This is a genomic window from Paenibacillus ginsengihumi DSM 21568 (genome assembly GCF_000380965.1).
Lineage (GTDB): Bacteria > Bacillota > Bacilli > Paenibacillales > NBRC-103111 > Paenibacillus_G > Paenibacillus_G ginsengihumi.
In genome coordinates this window covers 21,734-43,502 of record NZ_KB905570.1, presented here as the reverse complement: position 1 = coordinate 43,502, position 21,769 = coordinate 21,734, and the positions used below count along the sequence as shown (strand labels likewise).

Genomic DNA, 21,769 nt, shown 5'->3' with positions numbered 1-21,769 from the left:
GCGTCAAGGCAAATCCCAGCCTTTCTTCCGATATTCCCCGGGCGTCATGCCCGCAAACTTCTTGAACGTGCGAATGAATGAATTGACATTGCGGTAACCGACCTCGGCCGCGACATCCTGAATGCGCCGCTCCGGCTCCCGCAGCAGACGCTTGGCCCGGGACATCCGCGTTTCATTCAAATAATCGCTGAAGTTGCGGCCGGTTTTGTCCTTGAAATACGTGGACAGATAACCTGGGGTCAAGTTCAGCTTGTCGGCCAGCAGGTCGAGCGAGATGTCCTCGCTCAGATGGCTGTCCACGTAGCTGAGCACAAAGTCAGTGATCGGGTCCCGCGTCTGCGAACGGCTGGCGATCAGCTGCAGCGCCGGCGCGAACAGCTGGCGAAACCACTGCTCATACTGCTCGCGGCTGTGGAAGCTATGCACCGGCGCAGCCGAATCATGCCGGCTCTGCTCGTATGCCTCGTGCAGCTGAAGCCGGATGACCGATTTCTCGACCAGCTTGGCGACATCGGAGGCCAGCGCGGCGTATTCCCGTTCCAAAGCGCCGCTCCGATCGGCTTTGTCCAGGCGGCGCACGACCCAATCCATAACGGCGGACTCGCTTCCGGACATCAGCTTGGTGTGCAGCTCCTCCTCGTCCGCCGCGGTCAGCACGATCCGCTTCCGCTCCGGCTCCAGCTTGCGGATGATCTGCGTCCCGTCGCGCAGGCGGCGCTGGCCGAGCATCGCTGACGCCTGCTCGAACGCTTGCCGGAAAGCGGCCGAATCCCGGTACACGTCGCTGACCGCGATCGTCAGCACGATCCTCTCCAGATCGACGTCCAGCACCTGTCTCAGCTGCTCCAGCCTGCCCATGAGCGCCTCTTCCGAAGGCTCCCCTTCGGCATATACGAGCGACAGCACGAGATCGTGCTCGATCTGGAACGTGAACGACTCTGGAAAGGCCAGGACGAGCGTGCTGTCGATCAGCTCGCGGATATAATACATCGCGCGCTCCTGGTCCACCAGCAAGGGCGAATCGGTTTTAAAGGTAACCCGGTGCAGCACGAAGCGGAACGGCTTGGCGATGTCGACAAGCTCCTGCAGCTCGGCGAAGTTCATATGAATGTTCTTCAGCTTGTTGGTGTAAGCGTAATACCGCAGCAGCGACGTTTTGCGCACCAGGTCATCCCGGATGTCCCGATTCGTCCGCCACATATCGCTGACCCATTGGCCCAGCAGATTGAACTCGCGGATCGGCTCGCGGGGCAGCACGCCCGGCTCCTGCTTCTGAAACGAATCGAGAAGGCGGCGAACCGGATTGTTGAAGCGCACCGCGAACAGCACGGAGGTGCTGACGCCGATTGCGACGGCGACGACTAGCAGCGCAATCAGCACCAGATTCAGCTTGATTAGCTGCGAGGTGACGCTGGCCACAGGCACCTTGCTGACATAAGTGAAGCCGGTAACGTCGCCTTGTTTATAGAAATAATAATGTCCGCCCGCATGAACATAACCGCTGCCGCCGCCAAAGGCGGGCCATGCACCGGCGACGGCGGGTGCGTCCGTGTCCGCGTCGGTGTCCGGGCCGCCCGAATGCGAGGCAAATACGGTCCGGCCTTCATCGTCAAGGATGAAGAAGGAGTGCAGCGATGACGAGTGATACGTTTCCTGCAATTTGCGCGCATCGAACAGCACGATGTAGTACAGATCGGAATACGCGAACGGCTTGACGAGCACGGGCAGAAGCAGGCCGCGCGACTTTTGCAAATGCATGTAATTTTCTTTGAATTCCGAAGCAGGCAAAATGCGGAAGGCCGCCGGATCGTCGAACTGCCGCTCCCAGAACGCCGGAGGGTAATCGCTGCTCGCGTAAAATTTGCCGAACATATCCGCCGCCGAACTCGTGCCTTCCTTCTCCAGGACATAGGCATCGTTGCGGAAATATAAAATGAAATTCTCAATATGCAGGAACGGATTGGCATACAGCAGCTTGATTTCGGATTGGATATCCAGGGCGCGCTCATAGCTGTTGTTGGCCTTCACATGCCGCAGCGCGTTCAGGTCGGAGATCCATTTGTCGCTCTGGTTGAGGCTGGCGATCGTGCTTTGCGCTAACCGGAAGTGATGCTCGTAGCCTTGGACGGTATGATCGATGTCCTGATTGTTGTAGACGATGATTTCATCAAGGATGCGATTTTTCAAGTAAATAAAGGTGAACACGTTAAATAGCGTGAATATGAAAATGACAGCCAGGAAGCTGCTCAGCAGCCTGAAAAACAAGGAACCGCCCATCCATTTCATCTTGTCCAGCCGATGCACGCCCGGTCCCCCCCTTTTGTGTCTGCAGCAACGCTCGTCTTCTCCCGCGCCCATCGCTTTTTACTTCTTCTTCATATTCATATTAGCTCCTTCCGATTTCATTGAACAATATACATCTTTATGGATTCGTATTCAGAATCTCCGATTTCCGATATTGGCATCATTTTGTGAAAAAGGTGGAGATATCTTTGGCCGGGAAATGCGGGTATACTCGGTCTTGCATCGGCGGATCACGACCCGGCCGCAGCCGGAGACGCGCAGGGTGAGCGCCGGAACGACAACTTTGGAGAATAGTGGTGAATCGCACATGATGGCACAGTCGCGAAACTGGAGGTTGGCATGGCGGAAGAGCAAATATTTATGGATATTGTTCCTGCCCTGCCTCTTATATTACCTGATTTTCAAATACGCCCCGATGTTCGGGCTCGTGATCACGTTCCAGAACTACAACTTGTTCAAAGGCATATCGGCAAGCGAATGGGTCGGCTTCAAGTATTACCGAATGTTTTTTGAAAATCCGGATTTCTTTCAATTAATGCGCAACACGTTCCTGCTTGGCTTATACAAGCTGGTGTTCGGCTTTCCGGCCCCGATTATACTCGCCTTGCTGCTGAACGAGCTGAAGAACGCGGTGTTCAAGCGGTTTGTTCAGACGGTCAGCTACCTGCCGCACTTCATCTCGAACGTTGTTGTCGCCAGCATGGTGATCATGTTTTTGTCGCCGACGAGCGGTCTTGTCAACAAGATCATCCAATCGCTCGGATTCGATCCGATCAACTTCATGATGGAGCCGGGCATGTTCCGGACGATCTATGTGCTCTCGGAAATATGGCAGCACATCGGCTGGGAGACGATCATTTATTTGGCGGCGCTGACGGCGGTCGACCCGATGCTCTATGAAGCCGCCAGCATCGACGGCGCCGGACGGTGGCGCAAATTGTGGAACGTCACGCTGCCGGGCATCGCTCCGACCATCGTGATTCTGCTCATTATGAACGTCGGCAAAGTGCTGGAGATCGGGTTCGAAAAAGTATTTTTGATGCAAAATGCGGCCATTTACGAGACCGCCGACATTATCAGCACCTATGTATACCGCGTCGGCCTGGAGCAGGGCAATTTCAGCTATGGCGCGGCGATCGATCTGTTCATGGGCATCATCAGCCTGATCTTTATCATCGGGGCCAATGCCATTAGTCGCAGAATCAGCGAAACCAGCTTGTGGTAAAGGGGGGGATATCCGATGAGAACGACATTGCGGTTCAGCTGGTTTACCGTCGTCAACACACTGATTTTGCTGGCGATCGTCGTCGCGACGCTGTATCCGTTCTTGTATATGCTGGCCGTCTCGCTTAGCTCCGACATCCACGTCATCAAAGGCGAAGTCACCTTATGGCCCAAGGGGCTTAATTTTAAAATGTATGAGCTCGTGCTGGGAGACCCGAAAATCTGGTTAGCCTACAAGAATACGATTGTCTATACCGTAGTCGGCACAGCCATTGCGCTGATGGTCACGGCGATGGGGGCCTATGCGCTGTCCCGCCAGGAGATGATGTTTCACAAGACGTTTACGCTAATGATCGTCTTCACGATGTTTTTCAGCGGCGGCATGATCCCGACGTTCCTTGTCGTCCGTTCGCTGGGCATAACGGACACGATCTGGGGAATGGTGCTGCCGGGAGCGGTCAGCACGTGGAACCTGATCATCATGCGCACGTTCTTCTACGGGCTGCCCAAGGAGCTGGAGGAATCGGCGCGGATTGACGGGCTGCACGATATCGGCATCTTCTTCCGCATCGTCATCCCGCTGTCGAAGGCTGTATTTTCGACGATCGCGCTGTTTTATGCCGTAGGCCTCTGGAACAACTTCATGCTGCCGCTGCTCTATCTGCGCGATCCCGATCTGTTCCCGCTGCAGGTGCTGCTGCGCAATCTGGTGCTGGCGGGCAACGTCAGCTCGGGCGATGTTACCCGAATCGGAGGTGATGATCAGATCGTCGAAGACTCGCTCAAGTTTGCTACGATTATGGTATCCACGCTTCCTATACTGCTTATTTATCCGTTTATCCAAAAATACTTTGTGAAAGGCGTCATGATCGGCGCAGTCAAAGGATAGGATGGCGGGACCTGAAGCAGTATGCTGAATGTATGATCCAGAAGGGGGAAATGGACGATGAACAAAGCAATGGGACTGGCCGCGGTCTTCGGGACGGCCCTGCTCACGCTCGCAGCATGCTCCGGCTCGGGCAACCCGGAGGAGAAGCCGGAGGCTTCGCATAACGAGCCATCGCCGGGGGGGAAGGCGAAGCACACGTTCACGGCGCTGCTGGACAGCAATGCTACCTTCCCGTACACCAAGGATTGGCCGGTGTGGAAGTGGATTGAGGAGAAGACGGGCGTTACCCTGGAGGTGCAGACGCCGTCGGGCAAGCTGTCCGATTCGCTGAACCTGGCTATCGTGTCGCGCAATCTTCCCGATCTGCTCTTCATGCCGAGCCGCCGGGAATCGAACAAATTCGGCCAGCAGGGCGCGCTGGTCAACCTGCTCGACTATCTGGACGATGCGCCGAATCTGAAAAAGTGGATCGAGCAGTACCCGGATGAAGCGAAGGCCGCCTTGTCTTCCGACGGCAAAATGTACATGTTCCCGAACCAGGGCTTCGGCGAGACGAACCGGATGGTCTGGATGTACCGCGAGGACGTGTTCAAGAAGCATAACTTGAGCGTGCCGACAACCTACGACGAATTGTACGAGACGTTGAAAAAGCTGAAGGAGCTGTATCCGGACAGCTACCCGCTGACGTTCCGCTACGGCCAAATTCCCGGCGAGATGAATGCGAACCTGACCGCCAATTTCGGGACGGGCGAGGATGTCTATTACGACTTCGACAAGCAGGAATGGCGCTACGGCCCGATCGAGGAATCGTACAAGGCGCTGCTGACGTCGCTGAACCGGCTGTATAAGGACGGCCTGATTCCGCCGGACTTTCTGTCGCTGCAGACGAAGCAGTGGCAGGATGCCGTATCGACGGGCAAAGCGTTCATCACGATTGACTATATCAGCCGGATCGACTTCTTCAACAATGCGATGCGCAAGGAAAATCCGGAATTTAACATGCAGTTTATGGCTCCGCCTGCCGGATTGCCCGGCGGCAAGCAGCAAAATCCGTACTTCCACTACCTGGAAAATGGCTTGACGGTGGCCTCGACCTCCAAGAAGATCAAAGAAATCATGCAGTACATGGATTTCTTCTACACCGAGGAAGGCCGGACGCTGGCAAGCTGGGGCAAGGAGGGCGAGACGTATACGATGGAGAACGGCAAGAAGAAATTCAAGCCCGAATTTACCGATGTGACCGAAATGCGCAAGAAAACCGGGCTGCAAACGAGCGGCACGTATACGTGGATCGATTTCGATGCGCATCTGTCCCTGTTCTCGCCAGACCTGCAAAAAGCGTACACGGAAGCAGCCAAATATGATCCGCCGGCGATGCAGCCTCGCCCGGCCTTTACGGAGGCGGAGAACGAAGTGTTGTCCGTGACCGGCCAGGCGGTGAAGAAGCACCGCGACGAATCGTTCGCCAAGTTTGTCACGGGCACGCGCAGCCTGGACGAATGGGAGAAATATGTCGAAGAGATCAAAGCGCTCGGCGTGCAAAAGCTGATCGACACGAACAAGACGGCTTACGAGCGGATGGACAGCGTACAGCTGAAGACGAAATAACCGATGGATTATCGGCGCTCTTGAATGACCTGCATTCAAGAGCGCCCTCTTTCCGGCCATTGTTCGCTAGGCCGCAGCGGACGACCGGTGACGAAATGCTCGGCTTGTCCTAGGCGTCTGAAACCATCTGTAAGGAGAGGGAGGACTCATGATGGGTGTACGGTTGAGCAGGGGAATCAGAAGCGGAAGGCTGGCGCTGCTGATGGCGCTGATTCTGTTGGTGGCATGGCCCTCTGCGCCGGCTCCGGCGCTGGGAGCAAGCGCAGTCACGATTGACTCGCCGGAGCCGAATTTGACGTTCGGCCCTACTGTTGTAAGGATCAGCGGCACGTATACGAATGCGTATGATCTCAGATTGTACATCGCCGGGACGACCCAAGTGGCAGCGCTTACGGAGGACGAGGACGGCGACGGGTCGGGAACGTGGCATTACGATCTCGATTTGTCGGCGTATGTCGGCGAAATCGAGGTTCGTGCCCGCGCTCTGGATGCGGACACGCGCTACGGGGTGTGGAGCGAGCCGCTGATCCTGCAGGTGAATAACCCGGCGGCTGCGGCGCCGATCGTGCATATCGTCAGTCCGGCCGAAGGCGTATCGCTCAGCGGCACGGTGGACATCCAGGTGGCGGTGCAGTCCCAGACGGCTGTCCAGTCGGTCGAGGTGCGGATCAACAGCGGCGCATGGCAGCAAGCCTCCTTCGACGGCACCTACTATACGCTGGCGTGGGACACCGCTTCGCTGGGCAACCGGACGTTGAGCCTTGAGGCGCGGGTGACGTGTGCAGGAGGCAAACAGGCTCTCAGCCCTACCACGTATGCCAAGGTAGGGACCGGCACGAGCGAGCCTTTCCATATGGCGAGTCATGACCGGGCCATGTGGATTTGGGAGCCGGAAGCGTATAAGCTGCTGCTCAATCCCGGATCGCGCGACGTGCTGGATGCGTTCGCCCAGGATACGGCGACGTTCGCCTCCGATCCGATCACAACGCTGTATATGTCGGTGGGTGCGTTCGCGGGAATGGATATGCTGGAGGACGATCCGGACGCCGTGCGAGCCTTCCTCGAATGGGCGCATCAGCGCGGTTATCAGGTGTACGCGCTGGTGGCCGGAGGCACTTCGCCGCCCTATATGGGCGCTTACGAGAAGTACCACCATTATGCGGTCCGCGAGATCGAGCGCGTGATCAATTTTAATCTCGCCTCGGGCTCGGGCGGCAAATTCGACGGCATCAATGTCGACATCGAGCCGTATATATCGCCTGATTTCAAGGACGCCGACCGCTGGCTGCAAAGGCAGTATTTGGACCTTCTGCAAAAAATGATCGGCCGTCGCGACGCCGCCGGCATCAATCTGCCGTTCGGCCCGGCTATTCCGAAATGGTACGATACCTCGGAAACGGCGCAATCCATCGTCTGGAACGGACAGTCGAAATGGCTCTCCGAACATATTCAGGACATCAGCGATTATATTTCGATCATGGATTACCGCGATACGGCTGACGGATCGGCCGGCATCATCGCCGGGGCGCAGGGCGAGATCGCGTATGCGACTACGATCGGCAAGCCGGGCTCGGTCGTCATCGGCGTGGAAACCCTCGATATCGCAAACAGCGGCGATCCCGAGACGATTACGTTCTGGGAGGAAGGCCGCGTCCATATGGAGGCGGAGCTTGCCAAGGTGTACGCGGCCTACGGCGGCAGCAGCGCGTTCGGCGGCATCGCCGTGCACCATTATGATTCCGTGCGGATGCTGCCGTCCCATTGGGGCGTCGGCAGCTACGCCTGGCAGCCGCCGGCCGATACGCAGCCGCCGACCGCCGTCGGCTCGGGTCCTGTCGCTCAGGCCGATGGCTACCAGGCGGTGAAGCTGTCCTACGGCATGGCTTTCGACAATACGGAGATCGACCGGTATATCATCTACCGCAGCACCGTGGACGGGTTTACGCCGGACGCCTCCCATATCGCCGGACTCGCCAGGGGACTGTCATTCAACGACGTCGGGCTGCTGCCGAATACGACCTATTATTACCGGGTCGCTGCCCGGGATTTGCAGGGCAATATCGGACCGCTGTCGCCGCAGGCTTCGGTGACGACAGGCGCCGCCGCGCTGCAGCCGGCCATTCTGGACGGACTGCGCGTCGATGCCGTCGGCAACCGGGCTGTGGCCGCGCTGCGGGCGATCGATATGCAGACGGGACTGCCGCTGGCCGGCGCGAAGGTGGAGGGCCGGTTTACGCACGCCGGCGGCAAGTATGTCTCGGCGCTGACCGATGCGCAGGGCTGGGCCACGTTTACGTCGGAGGCGATTCCGGCAGGCGCGCAGGCCGGGTTTGAGCCGCGGGTGCTGCGAGCGGCCGGCTACTACTGGGCGCAGGCTTACGACCGCCCGCATCAGACGGCGCTTACGCCGTGGTCCGGGCTGCAGTCGCTGTCGCTGGCGGGGCCAGGCGGCGCGATTCCTCTGCCGTTTGCCGCGGGCACGACGCGCTATGCGCTGAGCGTGCCGGGTACGACGGCGTACGTCTGGGCGACGCTGGAGACCGCCGCCGCAAGCAGCGTGGCGACCGTCAACGGCGCGGCGGTTCAGAGCGGCCAGCCGTCCGTGCCCATCGCCCTGCAGGCGGGCGCGAATACGCTGCGCGTGCTCGTGTATAACCGGGAAGGCACCGTCGATACGTATACGATCGAGATCGAGAGGGAACCGGCCTTCGTCGTTACGGCGGCGGAGGATACTTACGTGTACCAGAACGATCCTGCGGCGAACTATGGCTCCGCACCGGTGCTGGAACTGGCCGACATTCCGAATGCCGCGGGCGGCGGCGACCGGATCGCTTATATGAAATTCGATTTCAGCGCCCATAACGGGCCGCTCGGGCAAGCGGTCTTGTCCTTCTATGTGGCCGAACAGCCCATGTCAGCGGTTCCGGTCAAGGTCTACGGCTATGATGCCGACAGCTGGAGCGAAGGGACGATGAACTGGAACAACCGTCTGACGTCCGGGGCGATACCGCTCGGCACGGTCCATGTGAGCGAGGCGGGATGGTACCAGCTGGATGTCACCTCCTTCGTATCCGCCCAGACAGACAACATGGCGACGTTCAGGCTGATGGACGAATCGACCAAAGGAGTCGTTATCCGGATAAACAGCAAGGAGAACGCGAGTAATCCGCCATATTTGGCGATAAGCCAGCCATAGCATCCGCGCGCAGCGCGAATTTGGGCTGCCCGATCAGGCGGGCGCAAGGAAATGGTTGTGGAGCTGACGGATGCCCCATTGATACTGGCGCAAGGAAAATGGGCGAGATTCCGGCAGACTCCCATTGATACTGGCGCAAGGAAAATGGGCGGGATTCTGGCAGACTCCCATTGATACTGGCGCAAGGAAAATGGGCGGGATTCTGGCAGACTCCCATTGATACTGACACAAGGAAAATGGGCGTGGAACTGGACGTTCCCCCCTATTCCTGACACAAACAGGAATGGAAAGGAAGAAACGATACTGTGAGCAAGTTCAACCCACCGTTCGTTACGATTCCCGAGGTTAGGCATATTCGCTATAGCGGTGAAGGTGCGTTTCGCCGGACGAAGGACTGCGTTTTTCATGTGAGGCTGGAGCAGCCCGACTCCCGCATTCTCCGCTTGCTGCAGCGCGAATTTCCCGGTATTCCGGTGGTCGGAGGAGAGGCGCCCGAGGGAGCCGGATATGCCGTGAGCCTGGGAGCGAGCCGTTGCGGGCAGCCAGCCGACGTGACGGGTATCGCCGTCCCTTCCTCCGGCATCGAGGAGGGCTATGAATTAGCGGTCCGGCCGGAACGAATCGAGGTTCGCGCAGTTCGCGCGGCGGGCCTCTTTTATGGGCTGCAGACGCTGCGCCAGCTGCTGGATACAGCTGCCGGCGATTCGCTGCCGTGCGCCGACATCCACGATTGGCCCGATACGGCGCGCAGAGGCATGCACTTCGATTTCCGGCAGACGCATTCCCGGCTGGAGAAGCTGGAGGAAGCGATCGCCCAGTTCGCACGATTCAAGATCAATACGCTGCTGATTGAGTACGAAGACAAATTCCCGTTTCGCTGCGATCCGGTGCTGCGCCATCCGAAGCATGCTTTTACGGAGGAGCAGCTGGCGCGATTGCTGGAGGCGGCGCGAGAGCATTACATTGAGGTGATGCCGCTGCAGCAGACGTTCGGCCATCTGGAGTATGTGCTGCGGCACGAGGCTTACGCGCCTCTGCGCGAGACGCCGGAATCGACCGGCGAGCTGTGCCCCTGCAAGCCCGGCTCTTACGAGCTGCTGACGAAAATGCTGGACGAAATCATCGCGGCGCATCCCGATTCGCCGTATGTGCATTTGGGCTGCGACGAGGTGTACAGCTTATGCGAATGCGAGACGTGCCGGGAACGGTTCGGCGGTTCGCGGGAGGCTGCGTTTATCCACTTTGTCAACCGGATGATCGAGTATACCGCCGCGCGCGGCAAACAACCGGTCATTTGGCACGACATGCTGGACAAATGCCCGGAGGACTTGCTGCAAACGCTGGACCCGCGGGTGGCAGTGATGATCTGGATCTATAACTACCGCAACATTGAAGCGGAAGTTTCCGCGCTGACGGCCAAGTTCCGCCGGCTGGGCATCGACGTGATGGGAGCGCCGGCCGTTCGCTGCTTCGACTGGGCGGAGCATCAGAATTATCCGGTGGCGGTCAACCGGCTCGACAACCTGAAGCAGTGGCGGGATACCGCTGCCAAGCTGGATATAGACTGCGTGATCGGCACCAACTGGACCGCCGCCTTCAGCCTCGGCACCCCTTACGGCATCTTCGAGACGACCTGGTATGTGAACGGCTATCATGCCGACGTTACCTGGAACCGATCCGGCGGCGGCGAAGATTATATTGACCGGTTTATGGCGGTCTTTCACGGGCTGCGCCCCGCTGCGGTTGCCGCCAAGGTCGGCCGTTACACGAATGAAGACTACTATTTCATTATCCGCCATTTTACGGAGGAGGCGGTCCGGCATCGCGACATCGCCGAGCTCATCGCGGTCATGCACGATTTCGAGGTCGCGACCGACCGCTCGCGGGCCATTCATAAATACGCCTACCGCTGGCGGCTGTATCCCGGCGACGGGGCGGAGCGCCGCTCGCTGCTGAACAATTATGTCCGGAACCGCTCGGGGCTGCAGCGCGTCAGGCCGCGGATGACCGCCGTGTTGCGCCGTTTTCAGCCGGATGATATGGCCGATCATTACGTGCTGTCGCGCTTTTATTTGCACGATTATTTGAACGAGACGCTGTACAAGGAACTCGGGCTGGACGAAACGCTGCTGCCGCAGAGCCATGACAGCTGAGCGGCCGCGGGCAGCCTGAGAGTATGCCGGCAAAGCGCAGGGAATCGGTGATGAAAGGAATCGCTCGCCATAGGCATCTATCACGAAGCGGGAAGCAGGGAGGGTTGCACAGATGCAGATTCGCTTGATCGGCGAAACCGAAGGTCTGCTGGAAGGCGCGGCATTATTATGCGGAGATCTAGGCATCGAGCTGTCGGATGACGGGCTGACGATCGAGGTTCGGCATACCGAAGGCCAATTGTCCGCGCATTATTCGGAAGGACGGGGCGTGATCGGGTACGATCAGCCGATTCATTTCTACCGGGCGCTTGGGCTGTGGGTGGAGCATTACCGCCGCGGGGCGGAATTTTCCGTCGCGGAGACGCCGCAGTTCGAGCGCAACGGAGCGATGATCGACGTCTCGCGCAACGCAGTATTGACGGTCGAGTCCGTCCGGCTGCTGCTGCGCAAGATGGCGCTGATGGGGCTGAACTGGCTGATGCTGTACACGGAAGATACGTTCGCGATCGAGGAATATCCGTATTTTGGCTACATGCGCGGGCGATATTCTCCGCAAGAGCTGCGGGCCTGCGACGACTACGCGGCGAAGCTGGGCATCGAGATGACTCCGTGCATTCAGACGCTCGCCCATCTGACCGAGGCGCTCAAGTGGAACTACGCGGCGGGGGTGCGGGATACGCCGGATATTTTGCTGGTCGGGGAGGAGGAGACGTACCGGCTGATCGAGCGCATGCTGCGCGCTGCCTCCGCCCCTTTTCGCAGCAGGCGCATTCATATCGGCATGGACGAAGCGCATCAGCTCGGTCTTGGCCGCTATCTGGACCGGCACGGGTACCGCAAGCGGTTCGACATCATGAACGAGCATTTGCAGCGCGTCGCCAGGATGGCCGGCGAGCTCGGCCTGCAGCCGATGATCTGGAGCGATATGTATTTTCGCCTCGGTTCGGCGACAGGCAGCTATTACGATCTGGATGCGGATATCCCGGCGGAAGTGATCGAAGGCATGCCCGGCAATGTCCAGTTTGTGTATTGGGACTATTATCACGCGGATGCGTCGTTCTATCGGGAGTATATTCGCAGGCATCGCGCTTTCGGCTCCATGCCGGTGTTCGCAGGCGGCGTCTGGACGTGGAACGGGATTGCCCCGAACTACGGCAAAACGGTGCGGACGACCGAAGCGGCGCTGGCCGCTTGCAAGGAAGAGGGCGTGCGCGAGGTGTTCGCCACGATGTGGGGCGACGACGGCGCGGAGACGAGCGTCTTTGCCGGTCTGGCCGGCCTGCAGCTGTTCGCCGAGCACGGTTATGCGGATGCGGTCGATGAGCGCTGCTTGGCGGAGCGGTTCGCCTTCTGTACGGGCGGCCGGTACGGCGATTTTCTCGCCCTGAACCGCTTTGACGAAACCCCCGGCGTCGCCGAGGGCAATCTGGACGAGTCGAATCCGGCGAAATGCCTGCTCTGGCAGGACGCGCTGATCGGGCTGTTCGACGGCAATATCGCCGGTCTGCCGCTTGCCGGCCATTATGCCAGGCTGAAGGGCGAAATGGCGGAAGCCGCGCGGCGAAACGGCGAATGGAACGCGCTGTTCGGCTTCTACGCCCAATTGGCCGCGGTGCTCGCCGGGAAAAGCGAGCTCGGCCTTCGCTTGAAAGCGGCATACGACCGGCGGGATCGGGCCGGCTTGCAGCGTCTGCGCGGCGAGATGGGAGAGCTCATCGCCATGGCCGACGAGCTGCGCAAGCGGCATCGCGCGCTCTGGCTGTCCCGCTGCAAGGCGTTCGGCTGGGAGGTGCTCGACATCCGTTACGGCGGCGTGCTGTCGCGGCTGGAGACGGCGTGCCAGCGGATCGACGATTATACGTCCGGCCGGCTCGAACGCATCGAGGAGCTGGAGGAAGAGCGCTTGTACTACGACGCCCCGTACCCTATGCCGGAGGGCGCGCTCGGCCGCGGCACTTATCAGCGCATAGCAACTGCCAGCCCGCTGTCTCGTTGATGGCGGGCCGAAGAGGGAAGCGGGGAAGGCGGTCAGGGGCGCGTTTGCCGCGAACAGCAGCAAGGTCGCCGGGCAGCAAGCTCTCCGCCTCCGCCTTCGCCTTCGCGGGGGCGGGGCTCCAGGCATCAGGGCACTATGCGTTCGGGCGGGGCCCAGGCATCGGGGCACTATGGGAGCGTGTGAGCTCCAGGCATCGGAGTAAAATGGGAGTGCGCGAGCTGCCTGCGTCAGCGCTCCGCCGCGACGCTCGATTCGCGCACGATGAGCCGCGGCTGGAACTTCACGCGCTCGTAAGCGCCGACCGTCTGGTTCTTGATTCGCTTCAGCAGCAGCTCGGTGGCCGCCCGGGCGACCTCGATCCCCATGATGCTGACTGAGCTGATCTTCGGCTCGGTGATCGTGCACCACAAGATGTCGTCGATCCCGACGACGGCGACGTCCTCGGGGATACGCACCCCGAGCGCCTTGAGCTGGGCGACGACCCCGATCGCGATCATGTCGTTGCCCGCATAGATGGCGTCAGGCATCGGCTTCAGGCTATAGAAGTAATTCGCCGCCTGCTTGCCTGTCTGAATGGAGAAATCGTCTCCGAAAAAGACGAGCGCAGGATCGACGCGGTCCAGGGAGCGTTCATAGGCGAAGTATCGCTCTTCGATCACGTCCTTGGGCGCTCCGGCGTAGGCGATGCGCGTTCTCCCGATGCGGATCAGGTGCTCCATGACCAGCAGGCCTTCCTGCGTTGCGAGGCTGACGACATCGGCCTTGATGCCCTCGTGCAACCGTTTGCCGTAGTTGATGATGGAGATCGGGAAGGTCGATCTCGCAACCGCATCCTTGAGCGTCTTCGGATAGGCGAGGGGCAGGATGATCAGGCCGTCGACGTGGAGCGTCTTGACGTTCCGGATAATGTCCAGCTCGATCCGCGCATTGGCGGACGTATTGATCTGCACGACCCGGTAGCCGTGCTCCCGGGCGACCTGCTCGACCGACCATGCAATCTCCGGGATGAAGGCATTGCGAATATCCGGGACAGCCAGCGCGATTTGCCGCGTTTGGCGCACCTTCAGGCTTTGGGCGGAGCTGTTCGGGACGAAGCCCAGTTCGTCGATCACCTGCATAATTTTCGCCTTCGTTCGGGCGCTGATGCCGGGGGAGTCGTTGATGGCCCGGGAGACGGTGGCGATGCCGACGCCCGCCTTTTTCGCTACATCCTCGATCGTGATTTTTTTAGGCTCGGCCAACGCTAGTAACATCCTTTCTCTTTCGGAAAGGTTTCCGATAAAAATGGACTATTATTTAGAATTGACAAATATGTGGCGATTATGTCATAGTTATTTTCGGAAACGTTTCCTGTTTGTCGATTCAGTTTTTGGCGGATTTTCTAAGGCATTTTAGCATAGTAGGCTTTGTTGACACAATTAGGGAGATGAGACTTGTGAAAGCGTTGAGATGGCATGGGGTTAAAGATTTGCGTCTGGATGAGATCGAGGAACCTGCCGTGCGCCCAGGCGCAGTCAAGCTGAAGGTCAAATGGTGCGGCATCTGCGGAAGCGATCTGCATGAATATACAGCGGGGCCTATTTTCATCCCGGGTGAAGCGCCGCATCCGATTACCGGCGAGCAGGCGCCGATCGTGATGGGCCACGAATTTTCCGGACAGGTGGTCGAGGTTGGCGAAGGCGTCACGCGCCTGAAGGTCGGCGATAAAGTTGTCGTGGAGCCGATCTTTAACTGCGGCGAATGCGCGGCGTGCCGCGCAGGCAACTACAATCTGTGCAGCACGTTGGGCTTCTACGGCTTGGCCGGCGGTGGAGGAGGCTTCTCTGAATATACGGTCGTCGACGAGCATATGGTGCACAAAATTCCCGACACGATGTCTTACGAGCAGGGGGCGCTGGTCGAGCCGGCGGCGGTTGCGCTGTATGCGGTCCGGCAAAGCGCCCTGAACGTCGGCGACAAGGCGGTCGTCTTCGGCGCAGGGCCGATCGGCCTGCTCGTCATCGAGGCGCTGAAGGCGGCCGGCGCGGCGGAGATTTATGCCGTCGAGCTGTCTGCGGAGCGCAAGCAGAAGGCGGCCGAGCTTGGCGCCATCGTCATCGATCCTTCGCAGACGAACGTCGTGGAGGAGATTGTCGCCAGAACCGGCGGGGGCGCCGATGTGACGTACGAAGTGACCGGCGTTCCTCCGGTGCTGCAGCAGGCGATCGACGCGGCCAAGATCGGCGGGGAAGTGATGATCGTCAGCATTTTCGAGAAGGAAGCGGCGATTAAGCCGAACCAGATCGTGACGAAGGAGAGGACGATCAAGGGAATCATCGGCTACCGCAACGTGTTCCCGTCCGTCATCCGCTTGATGGAGAAGGGCTTCTTCTCGGCAGACAAGCTGGTTACCAAGCGGATTCGCCTCGACGACGTCGTCGAGCAAGGCTTCGAGGCGCTGCTCAAGGAGAAAAATCAAGTCAAAATTTTGGTCGAAGCTTGATCGGCAATTGAGGCACCGGGGAGACCCGGTGTTTTTTCTTTTTCCGAAAAAACGAACCCAATATCCGCCTTGATTGTCTTATTGACAGAACAAGGCGGAAGGGGGGCAGACATGACCGACCGGGAAATCTTCGAAAGCTACAGAAACGACGTGTATTATTTGTGCTATTACATGCTCAAAAACGCCGCCGACGCGGAGGACATGTGCCAGGAGACATTCATCAAGGCATTCCGGACGGACCGCAGCGGCATTGAACGCATCAAGCCATGGCTGATCCGCATTGCGGCCAATTTATGCAAAAACCATCTGGAGCGCCGGCAGCGCGGCGTGCTGAAAGAGCTGAAGCACGCTCTACTTCATGGCCTGCAGCGGTCCGAGGCAGCCGACCAGAGCTTGATGCGCAGGGAAGGGGAGCTGGAACTGGCGGGCTTGTTCCAGGCTTTGCCGATCAAGATCAGGCAGGTCGTCGTGCTCAAGTATGTTCATGAGCTGACGCTGGGGGAAATCGCCGAATCGCTCGACATTCCGCTCGGGACGGCCAAGTCCAGGCTGAACAAAGGGCTGAACCTCATCAAGAAGCGCATGGACCAACAACCTCAATTGGACATCAAAGGAGTGGATTACCTTGAATAATCGGGTTGAACAACAATTGCTGGAACGAGCGCGCAGGGAACGTCCGGCGCTGCCTGATTTTGAGGCGATGTGGGAACGAATCCAAGCGGATCAGACGGCGGCAAGATCGCGGCCCTTCCGCGCCCCTCGCACACGGCTCCTGCCTGCAGCTATCGCCTTGTCCTCTGTGCTTGTGGCGGCGCCCGTGGTGGCAGGGACGACGCTCGGGTGGGACGAAATGTTCGACCGTCTGGGCATATCGACCGCGCTGAAAAGCGGCTTCGGCAATCCCCTCGACATTACGGTCCGTTCCGAGGGCGCTTCGGTCTCTCTCAAAGGCGTGGTAACCGATGAACAGCAGCTGTATGTGCCGTTTACGTTGGATGTGCCGCATCTGCCGGAGTACGATGTGGTGGCGTTTGAACAGAAGACCTTGACGAATTCCCGCGGGCGCACGATTCCGCTTACGGACCGTTTTCGCCCGAATGCGAGTGCGGCCCCTGGCCAACTGGCCGGCGTGCTGGGAGCGGAGTACGGGCTGGGGAAGAAGCGGGAGCAGCTTCAGCTTTCCCTGCAAAACGTACGGTTTTACAAATATAAAGAAACGGCGCTTGATGTCAGTCTCGCCTCGCTGCGGGAAGGCCAGTCGATCGATACGAAGACAGCATTCGGCAAGCTGAATATCGTGTCGGTGATCCAGGATAAGGGTGTCTTGACGCTTCGCTACGAAATGACGGGTGACCAGCCTAGCTTGCAGCAGTTGGACCCCAGGCTGACGTTGAAGATCGGAGACCGAGCCGTTGCCGCGAGCTACGCCGCAGTTCTGCCCCCGAACCGAGAAGGGACGACGCTCCGTCAGGACGTATTCCCCCTGGCCGATGCCGATTGGGAGCGTGCGGAGCTTGGCTTTAAGCAGCTAGAGGCGGTTCACACGATAGCCGGCCGGTGGGAGGCCGAATTTGAAGCGGACGGAAGGAGAACAGGCGAGGCGACGTATGTGAAAAAGCTGGAGCCGGTCCTCGTCGATCAAGATGCGGACATTCAGTTGAAGCAGCTCGTCGTTACACCGCTGAAGATTCGTATCCTGACAGACGATATACGGAAGACGAAATCGTCGTACGACCCTTCCGTGTCCTTCGATAAAATGGAGCTGGTGATCGACGGACAGAGCATTCCAGGCGGCATGTGGGAAACGGAAAAAGGCGGTCCTTACTTAAACTTCGAGTCGCCCGAGTGGTACAGGGATTGGTCCGCGGTGCCCATGAAGCTGCAGCTATCCGAAGCGAGAGTGTCCAAACGGTCCAAGGACCGGCTGCCGTTAAACGGTGTATCCGAAGCGCGGCAATCGATCGAAACAAGCCTGGACGGCTTCCCGGTGACGTTTACGTATTACCGGCAAGGTCAGGATCTTCTCATCGAATCGGAGTCCAGCGATCCGAGGTTCCTGGGCATCTCGCAGACATCGGTCATCGTCGACAGGAAGCCGGTTTACCCCGAGATGAACCCGATGCCTCCGGGGCCCCCGGGGGGCGGAACCGGTTCGAATAAACGGGTGGAGCGATATCCGGGGCTGCTGGCCGACTCCGGCAAGGATCTTCAGCTCAATCCGGGCTTCTACAGCTACTTCGATCCCGAACGCAAGGCGGAGATCGATATCAATTAGACGCCTATGGCGAGGAAATCTTTCATCTTCGGTCGTCACCTTCGGTTACTGAAAATTTGTTGACGATCATCATCACATTATCAGGATAGGTTCATTTCAAAATGCCAACAGGCGGGAGTCTCTCGGGACCCCGCCTTGCTTGATTGGCGCTATGGATTGACGATCCGCTAGCTAAACGGCTACTGCTTTTTCATCTCTTTCAACAACTCCTTAATCTCCTGAAGCTCCTTCAATTGCTGTTTAAGCAATGAGGTATTCTGCGACAAATCGATCGCCCAGCGGATAATGCCGAAAAGGATTACAATCGATAAAATGATGAGGATAATCTCCATATACTCCCCTTCTCTCAAAAATCAAGGTTAAAGGATTCGGCGCTAGGGCCGTTGGCTTGCTATGATGTTGCGGCCAGAGGATGTCTTTGATGTTAATCAGCTATAACGGAATAAATGAGTTCAGACACTTGTTGATCGTTTAGCTGCATTTGAGCGATGATATCTCTAATATTTATTTTCTTATCGCTCAGTTGTGATATCTGATGATCGTTGACATTCCTGGACTTCAAATCCTTGATTGCGTAGTTTTCTTCTTCTTCCTGCGTTGTCACTCGCCTGATGAGCGTTCCGTTCACTTTGCCGAAATTTAGAGTTACGTATTTGTAGTTCGAGATATCACCTTCAACGATGGTTTCGTAATTGGAGATACCTGCATGATCGAATGTATGATTAACGACAACTTCAGCCAATGGATTCGCTTCACCGTCGAACAACCTTAAGACTCCCCCTACTTCATTTTGCGGCGCGTCATTATATACCTGCAGAGAAATCTTGGATCCTGAACCCTCTTTGGTAATTCGCAGGTTACCGAAAGGCATAAGGGTATTGGTTCGGTAAGGCAATCCATTCTCCGGAGTCGGTTGAACTTGATCTCCTGGAGGGACAGGTGCCGGCGGTTCACCTTGAACGCTGTAGTTAACGACCACTTTCTGTTCCACTTCATTATATCCAATGTTCATGTTCGTATTTTCAGCAATGAATCGAATGGGAACATATGCATGACCATTATAATTTAAGCTGACATACTCTTCCGGCACCTCCTTTTCAACATTATTAAATACATACTTAACAGGGAAAAGGTATACCTGAATGAGCTCAGAAGCAAAAATAGACGTGCTCAAAGACAACACACTGCCTACAACCACGCCTAAAACAAATTTTTTCACAGTACCCATCCTTTCGAATGTATGTTTTGATCCAACCATGATAATACACGGCAGTTAACCTGAAAGAGTTCCGCATTCCAAAGCAAACATTAATAAGTTTTCCCTCCCTGACCATCAACCGCAGCTCGACGCACAAGAGCCGCGTTTTTTCCTATTGATTATCGCCCAATACTTTGTTATATTTTTCATGATAATGATTCTCATTATCGATTTTTCGAATTGAGACAAGGCGGGCTTGGTCGGCTCGGGTCGGCTAAGCGGTGCAAGTGCTGCATACCTGCAGCTCTAGCGATCGGAATCATGTGGAGGGAGTCTAAGGTTGAAAACAAAAGGCAATGCGTTCCTTATTTTATTATTCATATCGCTAGTTATTACCGCGGCGGCAGGATGCGGGAGCGGACAGCCGGCGGCTGGCGGCAGCGCCCCTGCGGATGCGAATGCGGCCACGCGGGTCTATACCGATGCGACAGGCAGGGAAGTGGAAATTCCCGTCAATCCGCAGCGGGTCGTGACGACGCAATATTTGGATGCGATGCTGGCGTTAGGCATCAAGCCGCTGGGCGCGCCTACCCATGTGCTGGATAACAACTATTTGGGCGAGCTGCAGGAAGGGGTCGTCGATCTCGGCAGCCCGTTCCAAATTGAAAAAGTGCTGGAGCTCGAGCCCGATTTGATTCTGTCGGCCAATCCGGAGGAAGTGGAGCAGCTGAGCAAGATCGCTCCGACGGTGGTCGTTCCATGGATGTACGGCGACGTGTTCGCCCAGTTTAAAGAGATTGCCAAGGTGCTGAACCGCGAGCAGGAAGCCGAGCAATGGATGGCCAGGCTGGAGGCGAAAGCGGCGGAAGGGCGGACCCAATTGGCGGGCGCGATCGGCCAAGACGAAGTCGTCACGATCTTCATGGCATACGGCAAAGACGTGCTCCGAATTTACGGCGGCCGGAATGTCGGCCATACGATCTATCGCTCGCTGCAGCTGACGCCGCCTCCGTTCATTCAGGAGAAGCTGAAGCAGGACCCGGATTTTAAGGAATTCGTGTTCGAACAAATATCGATGGAGAAGCTTCCCGAATATGCGGGCGATCGAATTATCATGCTGATCTACGACCAGGCGGCCAAGGATGCAGGAGGCATGTTCCATCAAATCGAACAAAGCCCCATCTGGAAGAACCTGGACGCCGTAAAAAACAATCGGGTATATTACGTCGATGTCGACCCGTGGTTCGCTTATTCTCCGATAGCCATTGAACAGTCGCTCGAGCAGGCCATTGACCTGCTGTCCAAATAAATTGCAGGGGAGAGAGATTTCAACATGAATCAGGAGTCTATCTTTGACGTTACGATCATTGGCGGCGGACCGGCGGGGCTGTTCTCCGCCTTCTACAGCGGGCTGCGGGAGATGAAGACGAAGCTGATTGAATTTCAGCCTTTTCTTGGCGGGAAGGTGAACATCTATCCGGAAAAGATGATCTGGGACGTCGGCGGATTGACGCCGATTCCCGGGGCGAAGCTCATCGAGCAGCTGGTCGCTCAAGGGCTGACCTTCCAGCCGGAAGTTGTGCTCGGGGAGAAGGTCACTTCCATTGCCAAGGACGAGCGGGGCGTGTTTGTCCTGCATACGGCCTCCGGGCAGAAGCACTATTCCAAAACGGTCATTCTGGCCATCGGCGCCGGCATTCTGAAGCCGACCAAATTGGACCTCGAAGGAGCGGAGAAGTTCGAGGTGACGAACCTGCATTATACCGTCAAGTCGCTGGCCCGCTTCCAAGGCAAAACGGTCCTGATCTCCGGCGGCGGCAATGCGGCGATCGACTGGGCCAACGAGCTGGAACCGATCGCGGACAAAGTATACCTGACCTATCGCAATGACATTCTGAAGGGACACGAATCGCAAGTAACCCGGCTGTTCAACAGCACGGCCGAATGCTTGCTGAATACGACGATCGACAAGCTGATCGCTTCCTCCGATCATGAACGCATCGAGCGCGTCGTGCTGCGGAATACCGATGATGGCACCATCCGCGAGCTGGCGGTCGATGAAGTGATCATTAACCATGGGTTTGAACGTGATCGGGATTTGCTCGAGAACAGCGAGCTTCATTTCCAATGGGAGAACGAATACTCACTGGCCGGCACGCCGATGAGCGAGACGTCGGTCGAGGGAATCTACGCGGCGGGAGATATTTTGCATCACGAAGGCAAGCTGCGCCTGATCGCCGGGGCGTTCCAGGACGCCGCGAATGCCGTCAATAGGGCGAAGCAGTACATCGAGCCGGAGGCCGCGGCTTACGGCATGGTTTCCTCGCATAACGAACGGTTTGCCCAGAAAAACCGCGAGCTGATGAAGCATCTGTATACGAAGCGGTAACGCATGACGAACGTCCCCCGGCCGATGACAGAGCCGACTCGGGGACGTTCGTATG

Annotated in this window: 15 protein-coding genes; 11 read left to right on the top strand and 4 right to left on the bottom strand. The window is 57.7% G+C overall.

Features of this window, described 5'->3' with window-relative positions:
• Window positions 1–3 precede the first annotated feature (3 nt).
• Complete coding sequence (locus F591_RS0113300) at window positions 4–2,304, bottom strand: helix-turn-helix transcriptional regulator (RefSeq protein ID WP_019535103.1); 2,301 nt, start codon at window positions 2,302–2,304, stop codon at window positions 4–6.
• Window positions 2,305–2,611: 307 nt separating this feature from the next.
• Here F591_RS0113300 and F591_RS0113295 point away from each other — a divergent pair, with 307 nt between their 5' ends.
• The 6 genes from F591_RS0113295 (at window position 2,612) to F591_RS0113265 (ending at window position 13,370) form a co-directional block, all read left to right on the top strand.
• The gene (locus F591_RS0113295) at window positions 2,612–3,529 is read left to right on the top strand and encodes an ABC transporter permease (protein WP_026326588.1); all 918 of its coding nucleotides are present in this window, start codon (window positions 2,612–2,614) and stop codon (window positions 3,527–3,529) included.
• Between the two features lie 15 nt (window positions 3,530–3,544).
• Entirely contained in the window at window positions 3,545–4,417 is an 873-nt protein-coding gene (locus F591_RS0113290) for a carbohydrate ABC transporter permease (RefSeq protein ID WP_019535101.1), read from the top strand.
• Window positions 4,418–4,474: 57 nt separating this feature from the next.
• A complete protein-coding gene (locus F591_RS0113285; RefSeq protein WP_019535100.1) occupies window positions 4,475–6,025 on the top strand; it encodes an extracellular solute-binding protein in 1,551 nt (516 codons plus the stop codon).
• Window positions 6,026–6,173: 148 nt separating this feature from the next.
• A complete protein-coding gene (locus F591_RS0113280; RefSeq protein WP_019535099.1) occupies window positions 6,174–9,221 on the top strand; it encodes a CBM96 family carbohydrate-binding protein in 3,048 nt (1,015 codons plus the stop codon).
• A gap of 305 nt (window positions 9,222–9,526) precedes the next feature.
• Window positions 9,527–11,374 (top strand): family 20 glycosylhydrolase, encoded by a 1,848-nt coding sequence (locus F591_RS0113270; RefSeq protein ID WP_019535098.1) that lies wholly within the window; start codon window positions 9,527–9,529, stop codon window positions 11,372–11,374.
• A 112-nt stretch (window positions 11,375–11,486) separates the two neighbouring features.
• Window positions 11,487–13,370: a beta-N-acetylhexosaminidase gene (locus tag F591_RS0113265; RefSeq protein WP_019535097.1), complete on the top strand. Its 1,884-nt coding sequence runs from the start codon at window positions 11,487–11,489 to the stop codon at window positions 13,368–13,370.
• Window positions 13,371–13,597: 227 nt separating this feature from the next.
• On the opposite strand, the gene F591_RS0113260 is transcribed toward F591_RS0113265, so the two are convergent.
• Complete coding sequence (locus F591_RS0113260; protein ID WP_019535096.1) at window positions 13,598–14,611, bottom strand: LacI family DNA-binding transcriptional regulator; 1,014 nt, start codon at window positions 14,609–14,611, stop codon at window positions 13,598–13,600.
• Window positions 14,612–14,805: 194 nt separating this feature from the next.
• On the opposite strand from F591_RS0113260, the gene F591_RS0113255 reads away from it, so the two are divergent.
• From F591_RS0113255 to F591_RS0113245, 3 genes are all read left to right on the top strand, one after another.
• A complete protein-coding gene (locus F591_RS0113255) occupies window positions 14,806–15,852 on the top strand; it encodes a 2,3-butanediol dehydrogenase (RefSeq protein ID WP_019535095.1) in 1,047 nt (348 codons plus the stop codon).
• A 111-nt stretch (window positions 15,853–15,963) separates the two neighbouring features.
• Window positions 15,964–16,485, top strand: a complete 522-nt coding sequence (locus F591_RS0113250; protein ID WP_019535094.1) for an RNA polymerase sigma factor — start codon at window positions 15,964–15,966, stop codon at window positions 16,483–16,485.
• Window positions 16,478–18,127 carry a DUF4179 domain-containing protein gene (locus F591_RS0113245; RefSeq protein ID WP_019535093.1) on the top strand — a complete coding sequence of 550 codons (1,650 nt, stop codon included), beginning with the start codon at window positions 16,478–16,480 and terminating at the stop codon, window positions 18,125–18,127. The genes F591_RS0113250 and F591_RS0113245 overlap by 8 nt, the downstream gene beginning before the upstream one ends.
• Window positions 18,128–18,306: 179 nt before the next feature.
• Here F591_RS0113245 and F591_RS31420 read toward each other — a convergent pair whose 3' ends face one another.
• Window positions 18,307–18,459 (bottom strand): hypothetical protein, encoded by a 153-nt coding sequence (locus F591_RS31420; protein ID WP_019535092.1) that lies wholly within the window; start codon window positions 18,457–18,459, stop codon window positions 18,307–18,309.
• A 92-nt stretch (window positions 18,460–18,551) separates the two neighbouring features.
• Window positions 18,552–19,355 (bottom strand): stalk domain-containing protein, encoded by an 804-nt coding sequence (locus F591_RS0113235; RefSeq protein ID WP_245581038.1) that lies wholly within the window; start codon window positions 19,353–19,355, stop codon window positions 18,552–18,554.
• 310 nt (window positions 19,356–19,665) lie between these two features.
• On the opposite strand from F591_RS0113235, the gene F591_RS0113230 reads away from it, so the two are divergent.
• Window positions 19,666–20,634 (top strand): ABC transporter substrate-binding protein, encoded by a 969-nt coding sequence (locus F591_RS0113230; RefSeq protein WP_019535090.1) that lies wholly within the window; start codon window positions 19,666–19,668, stop codon window positions 20,632–20,634.
• A 24-nt stretch (window positions 20,635–20,658) separates the two neighbouring features.
• A complete protein-coding gene (locus F591_RS0113225; RefSeq protein WP_019535089.1) occupies window positions 20,659–21,714 on the top strand; it encodes an NAD(P)/FAD-dependent oxidoreductase in 1,056 nt (351 codons plus the stop codon).
• The last annotated feature ends 55 nt before the right edge of the window (window positions 21,715–21,769 follow it).